The 15,880-nt window shown below is 63.3% G+C and carries 14 protein-coding genes; all 14 read right to left on the bottom strand.

Going from position 1 to position 15,880, the window contains the following annotated elements; all coding sequences use genetic code 11:
• Positions 1 to 121: 121 nt before the first annotated feature.
• Positions 122 to 1,285 carry an epoxide hydrolase family protein gene (locus D8W71_RS16620; RefSeq protein ID WP_121114875.1) on the bottom strand — a complete coding sequence of 388 codons (1,164 nt, stop codon included), beginning with the start codon at positions 1,283 to 1,285 and terminating at the stop codon, positions 122 to 124.
• 66 nt (positions 1,286 to 1,351) lie between these two features.
• On the bottom strand, positions 1,352 to 4,183 hold the full coding sequence (gene ppc, locus D8W71_RS16615; protein WP_121114873.1) for a phosphoenolpyruvate carboxylase: 2,832 nt from the start codon (positions 4,181 to 4,183) through the stop codon (positions 1,352 to 1,354).
• 103 nt (positions 4,184 to 4,286) lie between these two features.
• Positions 4,287 to 4,520: a preprotein translocase subunit SecG gene (gene secG, locus D8W71_RS16610; protein WP_121114870.1), complete on the bottom strand. Its 234-nt coding sequence runs from the start codon at positions 4,518 to 4,520 to the stop codon at positions 4,287 to 4,289.
• Positions 4,521 to 4,644: 124 nt separating this feature from the next.
• Entirely contained in the window at positions 4,645 to 5,430 is a 786-nt protein-coding gene (tpiA, locus tag D8W71_RS16605) for a triose-phosphate isomerase (protein ID WP_121114868.1), read from the bottom strand.
• Positions 5,420 to 6,649, bottom strand: a complete 1,230-nt coding sequence (locus tag D8W71_RS16600; protein WP_121114866.1) for a phosphoglycerate kinase — start codon at positions 6,647 to 6,649, stop codon at positions 5,420 to 5,422. The genes tpiA and D8W71_RS16600 overlap by 11 nt, the downstream gene beginning before the upstream one ends.
• Before the next feature lie 4 nt (positions 6,650 to 6,653).
• Entirely contained in the window at positions 6,654 to 7,673 is a 1,020-nt protein-coding gene (gene gap, locus D8W71_RS16595) for a type I glyceraldehyde-3-phosphate dehydrogenase (protein WP_121114864.1), read from the bottom strand.
• A 121-nt stretch (positions 7,674 to 7,794) separates the two neighbouring features.
• Positions 7,795 to 8,778: a DNA-binding protein WhiA gene (gene whiA, locus D8W71_RS16590; protein ID WP_121114862.1), complete on the bottom strand. Its 984-nt coding sequence runs from the start codon at positions 8,776 to 8,778 to the stop codon at positions 7,795 to 7,797.
• The gene (locus D8W71_RS16585) at positions 8,769 to 9,782 is read right to left on the bottom strand and encodes a gluconeogenesis factor YvcK family protein (protein ID WP_121114860.1); all 1,014 of its coding nucleotides are present in this window, start codon (positions 9,780 to 9,782) and stop codon (positions 8,769 to 8,771) included. Before D8W71_RS16585 ends, whiA begins: the two co-directional genes overlap by 10 nt.
• Positions 9,779 to 10,696, bottom strand: coding sequence for an RNase adapter RapZ (gene rapZ / locus D8W71_RS16580; RefSeq protein WP_442971978.1), 918 nt, complete (start codon positions 10,694 to 10,696; stop codon positions 9,779 to 9,781). The genes D8W71_RS16585 and rapZ overlap by 4 nt, the downstream gene beginning before the upstream one ends.
• The gene (gene uvrC, locus D8W71_RS16575; protein WP_236077463.1) at positions 10,693 to 12,903 is read right to left on the bottom strand and encodes an excinuclease ABC subunit UvrC; all 2,211 of its coding nucleotides are present in this window, start codon (positions 12,901 to 12,903) and stop codon (positions 10,693 to 10,695) included. Before uvrC ends, rapZ begins: the two co-directional genes overlap by 4 nt.
• A 48-nt stretch (positions 12,904 to 12,951) precedes the next feature.
• Positions 12,952 to 13,407, bottom strand: a complete 456-nt coding sequence (locus D8W71_RS16570) for a PH domain-containing protein (RefSeq protein WP_121114858.1) — start codon at positions 13,405 to 13,407, stop codon at positions 12,952 to 12,954.
• Entirely contained in the window at positions 13,404 to 13,901 is a 498-nt protein-coding gene (gene ribH, locus D8W71_RS16565) for a 6,7-dimethyl-8-ribityllumazine synthase (RefSeq protein WP_121114856.1), read from the bottom strand. The genes D8W71_RS16570 and ribH overlap by 4 nt, the downstream gene beginning before the upstream one ends.
• Complete coding sequence (locus D8W71_RS16560; RefSeq protein ID WP_121114854.1) at positions 13,898 to 15,187, bottom strand: bifunctional 3,4-dihydroxy-2-butanone-4-phosphate synthase/GTP cyclohydrolase II; 1,290 nt, start codon at positions 15,185 to 15,187, stop codon at positions 13,898 to 13,900. Before D8W71_RS16560 ends, ribH begins: the two co-directional genes overlap by 4 nt.
• Before the next feature lie 78 nt (positions 15,188 to 15,265).
• Complete coding sequence (locus D8W71_RS16555) at positions 15,266 to 15,880, bottom strand: riboflavin synthase (RefSeq protein ID WP_121114852.1); 615 nt, start codon at positions 15,878 to 15,880, stop codon at positions 15,266 to 15,268.

The raw sequence follows: 15,880 nt of genomic DNA, 5'->3' as shown, positions 1-15,880 counted from the left end.
CGTCGACGCGAGTGAACGGTTCGGACTCCGGTCTCCTTGCGTACACACGGTAGGCCGTACCGTCGCGCCACGACCGAAGGTGATTTCTGCACTGCCTCATACCGATTCAGACGCACACGGTCTACGTACGGTTCCATTGCGCCCTCAGCACTCCCGCGAAGAACTCACGGATCTCCGTCACCAACTCGGCGGGAGTCTCCATCGGTGCGAAGTGACCGCCGTGGTCGAACTCCGTCCACCGGACGATGTTGTTCTGTCTCTCCGCGATTGCTCGGATGCTTGCGTCGCGAGCAAAGACTGCGACTCCGGTAGGAACTCCGGACGAGGCCAGGTCCGCACCCCAGGCACTCGATTCCTTGTAGAGGCGCATCGAGGATCCGATCGTTCGTGTGAACCACAGGATGCTGATCTGAACCAGCAGACTGTCTCTGTCCATCGCATCGTCGGGACTCGACGCCGCCGGGTCGACGTAGGAGTTCACCACGTCGACCACCCATGCCAGCAAACCTGACGGTGAGTCGGTGAGACCGGGCGAGAGCGAGGCCGGACGTGTCGAATGGATGCTCGCGTACGACGACGTCTCGGCGTTGTTCCAGTCGGCCAGCGCGGCAAGCTTGGCCTTATCCTCTTCGCTGAAGCCCGATCCGTCCTCGTCCCACGACGGAATAGTGAGTGGACCGTTGAGGTGAACGCCGAGAACACGGTCCGGCGCGATACGGCCGAGTTGTGGCGCGATGAACGATCCTGCGTCCCCGCCCTGCGCACCGTAACGCTCGTAGCCGAGTTCCTCCATCAGCTTCGCCAGCACTTCGGCGGACCGGAAAGTGTCCGTATCCCCAACTCGGACGGTCGGGCCGGAGAATCCGAACCCGGGCAACGTCGGTAACACGAGGTGGAACGCCTGAGCTGAATCGGCCCCGTGCGCTTTCGGATTCGTCAGCGGCTCGATCACCTCGGTGAAGTCCTCGAACGGCCAACCGTGGATCAACATCAGAGGAACGGCATCCGGGTCGGGCGACACCACGTGAAAGAAGTGAATCTGCAGCCCGTCGATGTCGGCCAAGAACTGCGGATAGCCGTTCAGCCGAGCTTCGTGTGCCTTCCAATCGAATGTCGTGGCCCAATACTCGGCAAGTTCACGCACGTAGGATGTCGGGATCCCGTAGGTCCACCCCACGCCTGAAAGTTCGTCCGGCCAGCGAGTATCGGCGAGCCGTCGGCGTAGATCGTCGACGTCCGACTGTGGGACATCGATTTCGAATGGCTGGATGTCGCGTGTGGTCATGAAACGGACGTTAGCGACGATCGAGGACAACCCTGGTCCTCGATCGTCACCGATGCCTACTCGCGACTAACCGCTGTTACGGAGCGCAGTCGCAAGACCGTTCATCGTGAGCAGAATTCCACGCTTGACTCGCTCGTCGTCGTCACCTGCGCGGTAGCGGCGGAGCATCTCGACCTGCATTTGGTTCAACGGTTCGAGGTAAGGAAAACGGTTGTGAACCGACCGCTCCAGTGCCGGGTTGTCTTCGAGCAGGCGGGAGTACCCGGTGATCTTCAGGTACATCTCGACGGTCTTGGAGTGCTCGGCCTCGATCATTCCGAAAATTCTCGATCGCAGTTCTTCGTCGGGAACGAGTTCGGCGTACCGAGCTGCAATTCCCAGGTCCGACTTCGCCATGACCTGCGCGAGGTTCGACAGTACGGTCTGGAAGAACGGCCATTTTCGGTAGAGGTCGGTCAGTACCGCCAGTTTTGCGTCGTCACCGTCGACCCACTCTTCGAACGCCGATCCGGTGCCGTACCACCCTGGCAACATCACGCGACACTGACTCCAGGACATCACCCACGGAATAGCGCGGAGGTCGTACACCGAATTGGTCGGCTTGCGGGAGGCGGGCCTGCTACCGATGTTCAACTCCCCTACCTCTGCGACAGGGGTGGACGTTCGGAAGTACTCGACAAAGCCGGGCTCGTCGTGAACGAGTCGGCCGTATGCAGCGCGAGCCTTGGCTGCCAGGTCGTCGAGAACCTCGTAGGCGGGTTCCGCACCGTCGCCGAGCCCCTCCACATCGAGGAGCGTCGATTCGAGAGTCCCCGCGACGAGTGATTCCAGGTTCCGCCGAGCCATCGACGGCTCAGCGTACTTGGCTGCGATGATCTCCCCCTGCTCGGTGAGACGAAGCGATCCCTGCACGACTCCGGGAGGCTGCGCGAGGATGGCATCGTAGCTCGGCCCGCCGCCCCGGCCGACCGTGCCGCCACGACCGTGGAACAGCCGCAATCTGATTCCGGTCTTACGCGAGGCTTCCAACAGATCGAGCTCGGCGCGATACAGCGCCCAGTTGGCCGCGAGATAGCCACCGTCCTTGTTCGAGTCGGAATACCCCAGCATGACTTCCTGGTTCATGCCGCGACCTGCGACCAACGCTCGATAGACGGGAACGTCGAGGGTCGCGACGAGGGTCGCCGCGCCTTGCTGAAGATCTTCGATGGTCTCGAACAACGGGACGACGCCGACGGTCGACGTCGGGGCCGATCCGTCGGCACCTGGATCGAAGATGCCCGCCTCCTTCAGCAACAGCGCGGCCTCCAACATGTCGCTCACCGACTGGCACATGCTGATGATGTAGTTCTGGATCGTGTCGGGGCCGAGATGATCGATTGCAACCTTGGCGGCGCGCACGATGCCCAATTCCTTGGCCGCCAGCTCACTGAGCTCGGCCGAAGGGCCCACGAGCGGCCGTCGTGTGGTGAGTTCGCGTGAGAGCACAGCAACACGCTCGTCCTCGTCCAACGACAGATAGTCCGGGTGCACTCCCGCCCAGGCCAACAGTTCTGCGACAACCTCCTCGTGGGTCTCCGAGTTCTGGCGCATGTCGAGGGCTTGGAGGTGAAACCCGAACGTTTCCACCGAACGACGAAGCGACAGCAGCCGGTCGTCGGCGATCAGCGCATCACCATCGGCGCGCAACGCGCGGTCGATCGTGTCGAGGTCGTCCAATACCTCTTGTGGAACGTCGTACGGCCTCGAACCGAGGTCGAGACCGGCAACGGGAACCGAATCGAGTACCGCGCCCGCCGTCGCGGTGAGTCGTGCACGGATTCCGCGTATCGCCACGCGATACGGCTCGTCGTCGCGCCGGTCGTCCGGGTCACCGGACTCTGCTGCCAGCGTTGCCAACTCCTCGGTGACGGCGACCAGCCGAGCCGACATCGACAGTTCCTTCTCCAAAGCGACCAACTCGTCCAAGTACCGTGAGAATGCTGCGTACCCGGCCTGGTGGGTAGCAGTGTGAACAACTTCCCCGGTCACGTTCGGATTTCCGTCGCGGTCTCCCCCGATCCACGAACCTGGACGCAGAATGGGCCGCGGAAGAAGCTCATCATCCGGCCAGCGCTGGCGAAGTGCCTCACGAACGTCGGCGTTCAACGTCGGAATGACGTCGAACAACGACGTCTCGAAGTATCGGAGCCCCACTTCGATCTCATCCTGGATACGTAGGCGAGAGAGCCTGATCAATGCCGTCTCCCACAGCGTGAGCACCTGACGCCTGATCGACGCATCGACGACTGCAAGCTCTTTCGCCGCACTCGTTGCCTTGTCCGAGTGTGCAGCGACCGCGATCTCTCGTCTTCGCATGAGTGCTGTGATCTTCGTCTGAACATCGAACACCGTGCGACGCCGAGTTTCGGTCGGGTGGGCCGTGATGACCGGGGCGACAAGGGAATCGGTCAGAGCATCGGCGACCTGTTGCCGGGTGAGATTCGCGGCGTCGAGCTTCACCCAGGTCGCAGCGAGGCTGCTGTCCTGGGGCGGATCTTCGCGTTCGAGGTGGATCGCCCGACGGCGCTCACGGTGCAGGTCCTCCGCCAAGTTGGCGAGCAGAGAAAAGTGGCTGAAGGCACGAATAAGTGGAATAGCTTGTGCAACTTCGAGATCGGCGTAGATACCGAGGGAATCATCTCGCTCGACTTCCGAGCGACGCACCGCGAAGGATTCGAGCCGTGCACGTTCGACGAGTTCGAACACCCCGTCACCCTCATGCTCGCGGATGATCTCGCCGAGAATGCCGCCCAGGTAGCGAATGTCCTCCCGCAGCGGCTCGGTCAACTCTCGGCCCTGCGTGGTAGGAGTGACGAACGCGGGCGAACCAGGCGACTCGAATGGGGTTTCACTCATGGAACGATTATCGTCCACGTACCCCCGCGACGCAGTCCAAGGGTCTGTACGAGCGTTCGCCCAACCATCGAGTGCTAGGTCAGCGCGAAGCGGTACACATGAATCAGGAGAACTTGATCTCCAGGCCGATACCGAGGATAGCGATAAGCCACACGATGCCGGTGAAAACGGTCAGACGATCGAGGTTCTTCTCCACGACAGTAGAACTCGAGAGCGAAGACTGAACGCCACCGCCGAACAGACTGGACAGGCCGCCGCCCTTACCCCGGTGCAGAAGCACCAGAAGAATCAGCGCCAAGCTGGTGACCACCAGCAGAATATCCAGGAACAGTTCCATGTCCGCCTCACAATAGATTCAGCTCACAACCCGTGACAGCCTACCTGCACTACGCACACTGCCGTGTCACGCCCCTCCTCGGGCGTGACACGGCAGTGACGATCCGATACCGGTGACTACCGGATCAGGGTAGTGGTCCACCTGCGGCGATCGCCGACAACGTGGCGAATTCGTCCGCTTTCAACGACGCTCCACCGACGAGCGCACCATCGACATCGGCTTGACCGACGATCTCTCCGACGTTCTTCGCGTTGACCGAACCGCCGTACAGGACGCGGACGCCTGCAGCGACCTCGGCGGAGGCAAGTACTTTCAGCTCCTCGCGAATCGCCGAGCACACCTCCTGCGCATCCGACGCACTTGCGACACGACCGGTGCCGATTGCCCATACCGGCTCGTATGCGATGACGACCTTCGAGATGTCCTCGGCGGACAGTCCCTCCAGCGAACCGCGAAGCTGAGCGACGTTGTACGACACATGCTCCCCGGCCTCACGGATGTTCAGGCCTTCGCCGATGCACACGATGGGTGTCAGGCCGTGCTTCAGCGCAGCCTTGGTCTTCGCGAGCACGATGGCGTCGTCCTCGCTGTGCAAGGTTCGACGCTCCGAGTGTCCGACGACGACGAAGCTCACACCGAGTTTGGCGAGCATCGAGCCGCTGATCTCGCCGGTGTAGGCACCCGATTCGTGAGCCGATACGTCCTGCGCACCGAAGGTGAGCAGGAGCTTGTCGCCTTCGATCAGCGTCTGCACACTGCGGATGTCGGTGAACGGCGGGATGACCGTCACGTCGACCTTGTCGAAGTACTTCGCCGGTAGCGAGAAGGCGATCTTCTGCACCAGAGAAATCGCTTCCAGGTGGTTCAGATTCATCTTCCAGTTGCCTGCAATGAGCGGCTTACGCGCCATCGGTATTCACCCCTTCCAGTGCTGCGATGCCGGGGAGCTGCTTGCCCTCCAGGTATTCGAGGGACGCACCTCCCCCGGTGGAGATGTGCGAGAAGCCATCGTCCGGCAAGCCGAGCGCCCGCACAGCCGCAGCGGAGTCGCCACCGCCGACGACACTGAACGCGCCCTTGGCGGTCGCCGCGACGATCGATTCTGCGATCCCCTTGGTGCCCGCCGAAAACTTCTCGAACTCGAACACGCCTGCGGGACCGTTCCAGAAGATGGTCTTCGCATTGGACAGGACGACGGAAAAACGGCGAACCGATTCGGGGCCGATGTCGAGGCCCATCCAGCCGTCGGGAATTTCCGACGCCTTGACGGTCTTCGCTTCGGCATCCTTCGAGAACGCGTCGGCGACGACGATGTCCACAGGAAGGTGAATGACGTCTCCGAATCGCTCGAGCAAGTCCTTGCAGACGTCGATCTGGTCTTCCTGCAGCAGCGACGAACCAACGGCGTAGCCCTGCGCGGCGAGGAATGTGAACGCCATTCCGCCGCCGATAACGAGGGTGTCCACCTTGGGTGCGAGGGCCTCGATCACGCCGAGCTTGTCGGAAACCTTGGAACCACCGAGCACCACGGCATAGGGGCGAGCCGGATCTTCGGTGAGCTTCGCGAGCACGTCGACCTCGGTTGCCACCAGTCCGCCTGCGTAGGACGGCAACAGCTTCGCCACGTCGTACACCGACGCCTGCTTGCGATGCACCACGCCGAAGCCGTCGGACACGAACGCGCCCCGCCCGTCGGTCAAAGCGACGAGTTCGGCCGCAAGTTGAGCTCTCTCGGCTTCGTCCTTGCTCGTCTCGCGAGGGTCGAATCGGATGTTCTCCAGCAGCAGTACGTCACCGTCGGTGAGCCCTTCGGCGCGGGCCTGAGCGTCCTGCCCGACGACGTCACCAGCCAACTGGACGTGGCGACCGAGCAGTTCTGCGAGCTTCGATGCCACCGGAGCGAGCGAGTACTTCGCATCCGGCTTGCCGTCAGGGCGACCGAGATGCGCGGTCACGATCAGACTTGCGCCTGCATCCAGCAGCGAATTCAGCGTCGGGAGCGATGCCACGATCCGGCCGGGGTCGGTGATGACACCGTTCTCGATAGGGACGTTGAAATCCGAGCGCACGAGGACCGTGCGACCGGACACGCCCGTATCGATCAGGTTCTGCAGAGTCTTGACTGCCATGTGATCAGAGGGACTTTCCGACGAGGCCGATGAGGTCGGCGAGGCGGTTGGAGTAGCCCCACTCGTTGTCGTACCACGACACGATCTTGACCTGATCGTCGATGACCTTGGTGAGGCCGGCATCGAAAATGGACGAGTGCGGGTCGGTGACGATGTCCGAGGAAACGATCGGATCCTCGGTGTACTTGAGGATGCCCTTCAGCGGGCCCTCGGCAGCTGCCTTCATCGCAGCGTTGATCTCGTCGACCGAGGCCGACTTCTTCAGGTTCGCCGTGAGGTCGGTGACTGAGCCGGTCGGGATCGGGACACGAAGTGCGTATCCGTCGAGCTTGCCAAGCAGCTGCGGGAGGACCAGGCCGATGGCCTTGGCCGCACCGGTGCCGGTCGGAACGACGTTGAGGGCCGCGGCGCGTGCACGACGGAGGTCGCTGTGCGGGCCGTCCTGCAGGTTCTGGTCCTGGGTGTACGCGTGGATCGTCGTCATCAGGCCCTTGACGATGCCGAACTCGTCATCGAGAACCTTGGCGATCGGGCCGAGGCAGTTGGTGGTGCACGACGCGTTGGAGATGATGTTCTGGCTACCGTCGTACTTGTCGTCGTTGACGCCCATCACGATGGTGATGTCCTCGCCCTTGGCGGGCGCGGAGATGATGACCTTCTTGGCACCGGCATCGAGGTGGCCCTTGGCCTTCGCGGCGTCGGTGAAGATGCCCGTCGATTCGACTACGACGTCGACGCCCAGGTCACCCCACGGAAGAGCCGAAGGGCCCTCGCGCAACGACAGTGCCTTGATCTTCTGGTCACCGACGACAATGGTGTCGTCACCCTCGAGGCTCACGTCGTACGGCAGGCGGCCGAGGATGGAGTCGTACTTGAGGAGGTGAGCCAGGGTGGCATTGTCCGTGAGGTCGTTGACAGCCACGATCTCGATGTCGGTGGTGCCGAGAGCTTTCTGCGCATCGACCGCCCTGAAGAAGTTACGTCCGATGCGGCCGAAGCCGTTCACGCCTACCCGGATCGTCACTGTTCGCTCCTAAGTTGTTGAACCAATTGTCGTATTCTGCGTGCGGGTACGTCCCCACATGCGCTTTCCACCCTAGTGGTCGGGCACCGGTCGCGCGCGCGTCACCCGTCGCCTCCGGTTTTCAGGCTTCGTCGAGCAGTTCGGCGGTGACCGCCGATTCGGTGTCCGGGATTCCCGTGTCCTTGGCCTTCCGGTCCGCCATCGACAGCAGGCGCCTGATCCGGCCCGCAACCGCATCCTTGGTCATCGGAGGGTCTGCCAGCTGGCCGAGTTCCTCGAGCGATGCCTGACGGTGTTGCACCCTCAGGGCCCCCGCAGCGGCGAGATGATCGGGAACGTCGTCGCCCAGGATGTGCAGGGCGCGCTCCACGCGCGCAGCTGCGGCGACTGCCGCGCGCGCCGACCGCCTGAGGTTGGCGTCGTCGAAATTAGCAAGCCGGTTTGCCGTGGCCCGCACCTCGCGCCGCATGCGGCGCTCTTCCCACACGAGCCTGGTGTCCTGAGCGCCCATCCGCGTCAGCAACGCCCCGATTGCCTCGCCGTCTCGGACAACGACACGATCGGTCCCGCGGACCTCGCGAGCCTTGGCTGCAACACCGAGACGGCGCGCCGCACCGACCAGCGCCAACGCAGCCTCCGGTCCCGGGCAGCTGATTTCCAGCGCCGAGGATCGACCCGGTTCCGTCAGCGAACCGTGTGCGAGAAAGGCGCCCCGCCATGCAGCTTCGGCATCACCGACGGTGCCTCCGACGACTTGCGCGGGCAACCCACGCACTGGCCGACCGCGCATGTCCAGAAGCCCGGTCTGCCGCGCCAACGCCTCGCCGTCCTTGGCCACACGCACCACGTACCGCGAGCTCTTGCGCAGACCACCTGCACTGAGCACATGGACATCGGACGAGTACCCGTAGAGGTCGAAGATTTCGCGACGAAGGCGCCGCGCGATCGACCCGAGATCGACCTCGGCCTCGACGACGACCCGTCCGGCAACGATGTGAAGACCACCGGCGAAACGCAGCAAGGCCGAAACCTCGGCCCGTCTGCAACTCACCTGAGTGATCGCGAGCCGCGAGAGCTCGTCCTTCACCTCCGCTGTCATGGCCACGAAGTGATCCCCTCTCTGCGCGGCGCACTCGTCGCGGCACCGGTCTCGGACGAGACGATGCTACCGAGGGCCGCAGCCAACTTTCCGAAATGATGAGCGTGAGTACCTGGTTCGGCGACATCGACGTAGACGACCTCGGCTCCCAGTCGCGAAGCTGCTCGCTCGAGATGTTCGCGCTCTCCTCCCGGAGGAACGAACGCCGAATCGACGACCACATGATCGACGCCGAATTGCGGTGCGTGTTGGGACAGTACGTGCAGATGTCGCTCGGCGGAGAATCCAGTGGTTTCGCCGAGCTCCGGCGCGAGATTGAGCACGAGGACTTTCGCCGCGGACGATCGATCGAGTGCGGCCAGCAGATCGGGAACAAGGATGTGCGGAATCACACTGGAGAACCACGAACCGGGACCGAGCACCACCAGATCGGCGACCTCGATGGCCGCAACGGCTTCAGGAGTAGCGGGCGGATCGGACGGCAACAGGCGAACTCGACGAACCTTGCCTGGAGTCGTCGCTACCGCAACCTGACCGCGGATCACACGGCTCACACGGGGGTCGTCCTCGAGGCCCGACACGTCCGCTTCGATGTCGAGTGGTATCGGTGCCATCGGCAGCACTCGCCCGTCTATACCCAGCAATGTCGCCGCCTCGTCGAGCGCGAGCACCGTGTCACCGAGCACCTCGGTCAGCCCAGCCAGAATCAGGTTGCCGACCGAGTGGCCCGCCAGTGCTCCCGATCCGCCGAAACGATGCTGCATCACATCGGCCCACAGCCGCGCGCGCGGACTGTCTGCGGACAGAGCGGCCAGCGCCATACGGAGATCACCTGGAGGTAGAAGGCCGAGCTCCGCTCGCAGACGGCCGGAGGATCCGCCGTCGTCCGCAACGGTGACGACTGCCGTCACATCGGAGGCGAGCATCCGAACCGCACTCAACGTCGCGTACAGCCCGTGTCCGCCGCCGAGTGCGACGACCTTCATGTCTGTTCGGTCGTGCTCCGTCATTCGCGGCCCATATCGCGATGCAGGACACGCACCGACAGGTCGTCGTGTCGTTCCAGCATCGCCGCCAGCGCCTCGGTCATCGCCACACTCCGATGCTTTCCCCCGGTGCACCCCACTGCGACGGTCATGTAACTCTTCCCCTCCCTGCGATAGCCATCGACTGTCAACTGCAACAGGTGGTGGTACGTCTCCAGATAGTCCTGGGCACCGTCTTGACCCAGCACGTAGTCGCGCACTGCCGGCTCACGCCCAGTATGTTCGCGCAGTTCTGGGACCCAGTGCGGATTCGGAAGAAAGCGGACGTCGCAGACCAGGTCGGAATCGATCGGGAGGCCGTACTTGAAGCCGAACGACTGGACGGTGACGCCGATCATCGCCGTGTCGGCGCTCCCGAACGACGATTCGATCTTGCGACGAAGCTGATGGACCGACAACGACGTGGTGTCGACGATCACGTCCGCGGCGGCCCGAACCTGAGCCAGACGGGTCCGCTCGGCCGCGATGCCCTCCGTCAGAGTCGCGTCCTGGCCGTCGTTCTGGAGCGGGTGACTACGACGATTGGATTCGAATCGTTGGATCAGAACCGCATCCGTGGCGTCCAGGAACAACACCCGATTTCGAACGCCCTTCGAGTCGAGCTCCCTCACCACCCACCCCAGGTCGCCGGTGAACAACCGACTCCGCACGTCCATCACAAGGGCCAAACGCTCGATCCGCGGTTCCGATTCCAGCCCGAGATCGATCATCTTGGAGATCAGTTCGGGCGGAAGGTTGTCGGCCACGTACCAACCCAGGTCCTCCAGAACTTTGGCCGCGGTGCGTAGACCGGCACCCGACAGACCGGTTACCAGGGCTACCTCGATCTCATGGGTAGGCCGATCCTGCTCTTCGGTCCGAATGTCCGATTCGCTCACGTCGAAGCCCGCTCTGTCGAAGTTGTCTCGCGCCGGCCCCGAACATCATTGTCTCTGGCACTACCGTCCCCGGCACTGCTGTCCCCGGCGCTACTGTCCTCGGTCGTGCCTGTGTCTTCGGTCCTGCTCGCCTCATCATTCACCAAGCGCGGCTCGGGCGGGAGTGCTTCAGGGTCGCCCGCTACCAGCTCTACCGGGTCGCCCGCTCCAAGCTCTACCGGGTCGCCCGCTCCCAGGGCCTCGAGGACGGACTTCGCTGTTGCCGCCCCGATCCCGGGAACCTCCGTTATCTCCGCGACCGTAGCCTCCTTCAACTTCGCCACTGATCCGAAGTGCGTCACGAGGGCAGTTCTTCGGGCCTCCCCCAACCCCCGAACCGAATCGAGTGCCGACGCCGTCATTCGCCGGGATCTCTTGCTGCGATGGAACGTGATGGCGAAACGGTGAGCCTCGTCGCGGACGCGTTGGAGGAGATACAGAGACTCACTCGTCCTCGGCAGGATCACGGGGTCCGATTCGCCGGGCACCCACACCTCTTCCAACCGCTTTGCCAACCCGACGACGGCAACGTCGGTCACACCCAGTTCGTCGAGAACCTCCGCCGCTGCGGCCACCTGCGGTGCACCGCCGTCCACGACGAACAGATTCGGTGGGTAGGCGAATCGCCGCGGACGCCCGGTTTGTGGGTCCAACGACGCCTCCGGCGAGAGGTCCCCTCCCGAGCCGCTGTTTCCCGCGTCGGAGCTGTGGCGCAGGAACCGGCGGCGCGTGACCTCGGCGATGCTGGCGACGTCGTCGGAGTGGCCGTCGCCCGCAGCTTCCTTGATGGCGTAGTGCCGATAATCGCTCTTGCGTGGGAGGCCGTCCTCGAACACCACCAACGACGCGACCACATCGGTACCCTGCACGTGCGAAATATCGATGCATTCGATGCGCAAGGGTGCGGAGTCCAGATCCAGCGCCTCCTGAATGCCCTGCAATGCCGCTGACCTGGAAGTGAAATCCCCCGCTCGCTTCAACTTGTGTTGCTGCAAAGCCTCTTTCGCGTTGCGTTCGACAGTTTCGGCGAGAGCTCTCTTGTCACCCCGTTGAGGAACTCTGAGTTGCACGTTGGATCCTCGCAGTGTGCTCAACCACAACTGGACCTCATCCGCGTTTGCCGGAAGCACCGGCACGAGGACCTCTTTGGGAACCGCGTTGGAACTGCCGTCCTCGTTGCCCGGTGTCTGCGACGAGAGGGCAGCTTCCTGCCCGTAGAACTGAGTGAGGAACTGTTCGACGAGTGCCGGAAGGTCGGACTGGTCGTCGCCCTGCATTTCGATGACCTCGCCTGCTTTCTCCACCACCCACCCGCGCTGCCCGCGTACTCGTCCTCCGCGAACATGGAAGACCTGAACCGCGGCCTCCAACGCGTCGGTTGCGAATGCGACCAGATCGGCGTCGGTACCGTCGCCGAGTACGACTGCCTGCTTCTCCAACGCTCGCTTCAACGCGCCTACGTCGTCGCGAAGACGGGCGGCAGTCTCGAAGTCGAGGTCGTCCGAAGCCCTCTGCATTCTCCGCTCGAGCTGCCGAACGAGCTTGTCCGTCTTGCCGGACAAGAAATCGCAGAAGTCCTCGACGGTCTGGCGGTGTTCGTCCGCGGACACACGACCGACGCAGGGCGCCGAGCACTTGTCGATGTATCCGAGCAGGCACGGGCGGCCGATCTGTTTGTGCCGCTTTAGAACTCCCGCTGAACACGTTCGAGCGGGAAATACGCGCAGCAGCAGATCCAGCGTCTCGCGGATTGCCCACGCGTGCGCATACGGACCGAAGTAGCGAACGCCTTTACGACGCGGGCCTCGGTAGACGAACAGCCTGGGATACTCCTCGTTCATCGTGACCGCGAGCATCGGATAGCTCTTGTCGTCGCGGTACCGAACGTTGAAGCGGGGATCGAACTCTTTGATCCAGTTGTACTCGAGTTGCAGCGCTTCGACTTCGGTGGTGACGACGGTCCACTCGACCGACGCGGCGGTGGTCACCATCTGCCGGGTACGCGGGTGCAACGACGCAACGTCGGCGAAATACGAATTGAGACGGCTTCTCAGGCTTTTGGCCTTGCCGACGTAGATCACGCGTCCGTGCGGATCACGAAATTTGTACACCCCTGGCTCGACCGGGATGGTTCCGGTAGCCGGGCGATACTTAGCTGGATCGGACACGTATTCCAGGCTAGTCGCAGGGTCCGACGAAGTTCACAGGGCGAGCGATCATCTGACGTCGCCCGAGTACTTCGCCTCGAGGGAGCGGAAGGTACGCACTGCGGCCACCGCATGATCTCTGTCGTTCGACTGAATGGCCATCACTGGTATGAACTCGTCGTCGGGGATGTCGACGCGAGCCCACATGGCCCCCTCGGGGAAAGACAGCCCGCGTACCAGATCCCACTCGATGAGACGTTCGGAGAGGATATTGCGCACTGCGACTCCGGCTTTCCCCACCCGGACGCGCGGTCTGGTCAGCAGCAGAGCAATTCCAGCGAGCAGGAAACCGATACCTGCGAGGGCGATCTGATCTGCGGTACGGAAGTACACGCCGGTCGGCGACACACGAAGCAGAACCGCGACGGTGGTGTGCGCGACGACGAGAAGCACGGCGGCCGCAACGGCGTACCGGGCCGACTTCTTCGACCGAACTTCCAGATCCCACTCGCTCCCACTCGTCATCGGAAGGCCTGGTTCGTCCAAGGCTGACGCAAGTGCTTCAGTGTCAAGGCAGTGTCGATGGCAGCTGCGGCAGCCTGCGCTCCTTTGTCTTCCTTCGAACCGGGCAGACCGGAGCGATCCAGCGCTTGCTGCTCGTCGTCCGTCGTGAGGACGCCGTTGGTCACCGGTGTGCTCTCGTCGAGGGACACCCGAGTCAGTCCAGCGGTCACCGCGTCGCACACGTACTCGAAATGCGGTGTGCCGCCCCGGATGACGACACCGAGAGCGATCACAGCGTCGTGACTGCGGGCGAGGGCTTGAGCGACGACGGGCAACTCGATAGCGCCCGCAACACGGACGACGGTGACCTCGGTGACACCAGCCTCCGCAATCTTCTTTCGTGCGCCGGCGAGGAGAGCCTCGGAGATCGTTCGGTGCCACTGTCCTGCCACGACAGCGATCTTCAGATCCGACGCACCGTCGAGCTGAAGTTGTGGTTCGCCTTCGCCGCTCACGAGTTCGTTCCCGCTTCGTAGCCGGGAGTGGGGCCTACGGGACGACCGGTCTCGTAGTCGTCGAGACCGACGAGATCGTGGCCCATACGATCACGCTTGGTGCGCAGGTAGGTCAGGTTCTCCGCGTTGGCACGTAACGGCATCGGAACCCGCTCGGTGACGTGCAGGCCGTATCCATCGAGGCCCACCCGCTTCGCCGGATTGTTCGTCAGCAACCGCATCGACGAGATGCCGAGGTCCACGAGAATCTGCGCACCGATTCCGTAGTCTCTGGAGTCAGCGGGAAGACCGAGCTGGAGGTTGGCGTCCACTGTGTCGGAGCCCGCATCCTGAAGTTGGTAGGCCTGCAATTTGTGCAGCAGTCCGATTCCGCGCCCTTCGTGGCCGCGCATGTAGAGAACGACGCCACGTCCTTCTTGCGCGATCATGTCCAGTGCGGCATCGAGTTGCGGACCGCAGTCGCAGCGCAGTGAGCCGAAGACGTCACCGGTCAGACATTCGGAGTGCACACGAACCAACACGTCGCTTCCGTCGTGGTCCGGACCGGCGATGTCGCCACGCACGAGGGCGACATGCTCCACCTCGTCGTACACGCTGTGGTACCCCACCGCACGGAAGGTGCCGTGTGCGGTGGGTATCCGCGCGTCGGCTACACGAACGACATGCTTCTCGTGCTTGCGACGCCACGCGATGAGATCGGCGATGGAAATGAGGGCCAGGTCGTGATCATCTGCGAATACCCGAAGCTCGTCGGTCTGGGCCATCGCGCCCTCGTCCTTCTGGCTGACGATCTCGCAGATGACACCGGCGGGGCGCAGGTCGGCCATGCGGGCCAGGTCGACGGCTGCCTCCGTGTGACCGGGGCGACGAAGCACACCGCCGTCCTTTGCGCGAAGCGGCACGACATGACCTGGGCGGGTGAAGTCGTTGGCTCCTGTTGCCGGGTCGGCGAGCAGACGCATCGTCGCAGCACGGTCGGAGGCCGATATTCCGGTACCGATGCCCTCGCGGGCATCGACGGTGACGGTGTACGCGGTGCCGTGCTTGTCCTGGTTCGTCGAGTACATAGGGGGCAACCCGAGCCGGTCGCAATCGTCGCCCGACAACGGCACACACAGGTAGCCCGAGGTGTAGCGCACCATGAACGCCACGAGTTCCGGCGTCGCCTTCTCAGCGGCGAAGATGAGGTCGCCCTCGTTCTCGCGATCCTCGTCGTCGACCACCACCACAGCTTTACCTGCGGCGATGTCGGCAACCGCACGCTCGATACTGTCGAACCTTGTCACGTCCTACGCTCCATACGTTTGGTTCTGCGCCTTGGCACTGGGGTGCAGATACACCTCAACAGTACTTTTCCGACCTGATTACTCGGATGCCAGGGTCTGCAGCCGTTCCACGTACTTCGCGATGACGTCGACCTCGAGATTGACCGGTGTCCCGACATCCGAGTGCCCGAGCGTAGTCAGGTCGAGTGTGGTGGGGATGAGCGAGATCTCGAACCAATGCCCGGCGTCGTCGTCCCGCCCGAGCGCGGACACGGTGAGCGACACTCCGTCGACCGTGATCGAGCCCTTCTCGACGACGTAGCGTGCGACCGACGTCGGCATCGCGATGCGGACGACCGTCCAGTTCTCGGACGGCGCACGGCCGACGACGGTGCCCGTTCCGTCGACGTGCCCCTGCACGAGGTGACCGCCGAGTCGGCTGTTCAGTGCCGCGGCGCGCTCGAGGTTGACGCGGGATCCGACTTCGAGTCGCTGAAGGCTCGACCGGTTCAGCGTCTCCTGCATGACGTCGGCGGTGAATGCACCTCCGTCGAGGACATCGACGACCGTCAGACATACCCCGTTGACGGCAATGGAGTCTCCGTGCCCCGCATCCGATGTGACGACGGGTCCTTTGACCGTAAAACGGGCTGCGTCGGTGAGAGTTTCCTTACCGACGATCTCGCCGAGTTCCTCGACAATTCCGGTGAACAC

It is taken from the genome of Rhodococcus sp. P1Y, assembly GCF_003641205.1.
GTDB lineage: Bacteria > Actinomycetota > Actinomycetes > Mycobacteriales > Mycobacteriaceae > Rhodococcoides.
The sequence above is the reverse complement of the archived record's forward strand: the minus strand, read 5'-3'. Positions and strand labels throughout refer to the sequence as shown.

Coding starts and splice junctions, on each gene's coding strand:
- D8W71_RS16570 (WP_121114858.1), bottom strand. CDS start 13,407: ATGACGAGTGGGAGCGAGTGGGATCTGGAAGTTCGGTCGAAGAAGTCG.
- ppc (WP_121114873.1), bottom strand. CDS start 4,183: ATGAGTGAAACCCCATTCGAGTCGCCTGGTTCGCCCGCGTTCGTCACT.
- D8W71_RS16585 (WP_121114860.1), bottom strand. CDS start 9,782: ATGACGGAGCACGACCGAACAGACATGAAGGTCGTCGCACTCGGCGGC.
- D8W71_RS16620 (WP_121114875.1), bottom strand. CDS start 1,285: ATGACCACACGCGACATCCAGCCATTCGAAATCGATGTCCCACAGTCG.
- tpiA (WP_121114868.1), bottom strand. CDS start 5,430: ATGGCGCGTAAGCCGCTCATTGCAGGCAACTGGAAGATGAATCTGAAC.
- secG (WP_121114870.1), bottom strand. CDS start 4,520: ATGGAACTGTTCCTGGATATTCTGCTGGTGGTCACCAGCTTGGCGCTG.
- D8W71_RS16600 (WP_121114866.1), bottom strand. CDS start 6,649: ATGGCAGTCAAGACTCTGCAGAACCTGATCGATACGGGCGTGTCCGGT.